The organism is Flectobacillus sp. (genome assembly GCF_049240685.1).
In the GTDB taxonomy this organism is placed as follows: domain Bacteria; phylum Bacteroidota; class Bacteroidia; order Cytophagales; family Spirosomataceae; genus Flectobacillus.
Window position 1 is genome coordinate 1 of the sequence record NZ_JBMLSD010000221.1, and the last position, 1943, is coordinate 1943.

A 1943-nucleotide genomic window follows, 5' to 3' on the forward strand; every position below is an offset into this window, starting at 1 on the left:
ATATACAGACCTTTTGGCTAAATTCTACGGCGTAAATGTACAAAACTACTAACTTAAGTATTTAGACTTTTGACTCCAAAGCTGGAAAAATCAAGACAATACTGTTCTGATTCAACAGGCAATATATCTTTCAATTCTAATTTTTGAACTAATTTTTCATAACAATCTTAAAATAAATCCCTCATGCTTTTACTTGGAATAGACATAGGCACATCTTCCATAAAGGTTTCTGTTGTTGACGGAGCCTCTGGATTATTGGTTACATCAGCACAATATCCCGACACAGAAAACACCATATCCTCACCGCAGGCAGACTGGGCAGAACAAGACCCCGAAATGTGGTGGGATTGCACTGTTAATGCTATTCAAAGATGTAACAGTTCAGGAAAGTACAATCCAAAAGATATCCAAGCAATTGGGATTGCCTACCAAATGCACGGATTAGTAATGGTAGACCGCGACCAGCGTGTGCTTCGCCCATCGATTATTTGGTGTGATAGTCGTGCTGTAGAAATTGGAAATAAAGCTTTTGAGGCCATAGGTCAAGAAAAATGCCTTTCAAAATTATTAAATTCTCCAGGAAATTTTACTGCCTCTAAGTTGGCTTGGGTCAAGGCAAATGAGCCCAAAATTTATGGTTCCGTTTACAAAATCATGTTACCAGGCGACTTCATTGCTATGAAGTTAACCAATGCCATTACTACTTCCAATTCGGCCTTATCGGAGGGTATTTTTTGGGATTTTCAACAAAACGATGTTTCAGAAGATATTTTGAAACATTATGGATTTCCGAAAACAATTTTACCAGAGTTAAAACCTTTGTTTTCTAATCATGGTGAAGTTACGAGTACCATGGCAGACCTAACGGGTTTGCGAGCTGGTACGCCTGTTTGTTATAAAGCTGGCGACCAACCCAATAATGCACTCTCCTTAAATGTTTTGGAGCCAGGCGAAGTAGCTGCCACTGCCGGTACCTCAGGGGTGGTGTATTCTGTATCCGACCAAATTAGCTATGACCCTCTTTCGAGAGTGAATACTTTTGCCCATGTCAATCATCAATATCAAGGTCTCAACCGTCTTGGCACCTTACTTTGTATCAATGGTACTGGTATTTTGAACCGATGGATGCGAGATCAGGTTGCGCCTCAATGGTCATACAGCCAAATGAATGAAGCAGCGTCTGCGATAAAAGCAGGTGCGAATGGACTAAGGATTTTACCTTTTGGCAATGGAGCAGAAAGAGTTCTCTCAAACAAAACCATTCATTCTACGATCACTGGTTTGAATTTTAATATTCATACTACAGCTCATTTGATTAGAGCTGCGCAAGAAGGAATTGCTTTTTCACTAAAATACGGGGTTGATATCATGGCCGAAACAGGCACAGCACCAACGGTAATTAGGGCAGGAAAGGCCAATATGTTTTTGAGTAACGTATTTTCTCAAGCGTTAGTTAATACCATTGGAGTGGCTGTTGAACTCTATGATACTGACGGAGCTAAGGGTGCTGCCCTAGGTGCAGGAATTGGGATAGGATTTTTTGCAAAACCCAAAGAAGCCTTCGAAAATATGAAGTCTATAGGTACAATCGAACCTGAAAAAGCGCTTTTTGAGGAATATCAGGAAATATATGCTAACTGGAAGCTCTTTTTGGAAAAACAACTGTCCTATGTATAAATGCTGAATTTTGCTCGGGTAAGGTTTCTAACTCCTTTGGTACACAAGTAATAATAAAGGTAAGATTAGTACAGTCCGAAGGTTTAAGCCTAGTTTTCATATAAAATTGCAATAGCGGCAAGACTTGCCGCTATTGAAAAAATGCTAAGGATACGAATGTGCTTAAAATTCTACCAACAGATTACTCCACAAAATTGAGTTTATAAGTCTAAGACTATACTCCTGAATCTCAGCTTCTCATTTTGTCCAATAATAAGTCACACAAA

1 protein-coding gene is annotated in these 1943 nt (G+C 39.3%); it reads left to right on the forward strand.

Annotated features, from left to right (window positions below; translation table 11 throughout):
• Positions 1–183: 183 nt before the first annotated feature.
• Entirely contained in the window at positions 184–1677 is a 1494-nt protein-coding gene (locus ACOVQ4_RS10060; protein ID WP_421820520.1) for a xylulokinase, read from the forward strand.
• Positions 1678–1943: the final 266 nt, after the last annotated feature.

Coding starts and splice junctions, on each gene's coding strand:
- ACOVQ4_RS10060 (WP_421820520.1), top strand. CDS start 184: ATGCTTTTACTTGGAATAGACATAGGCACATCTTCCATAAAGGTTTCT.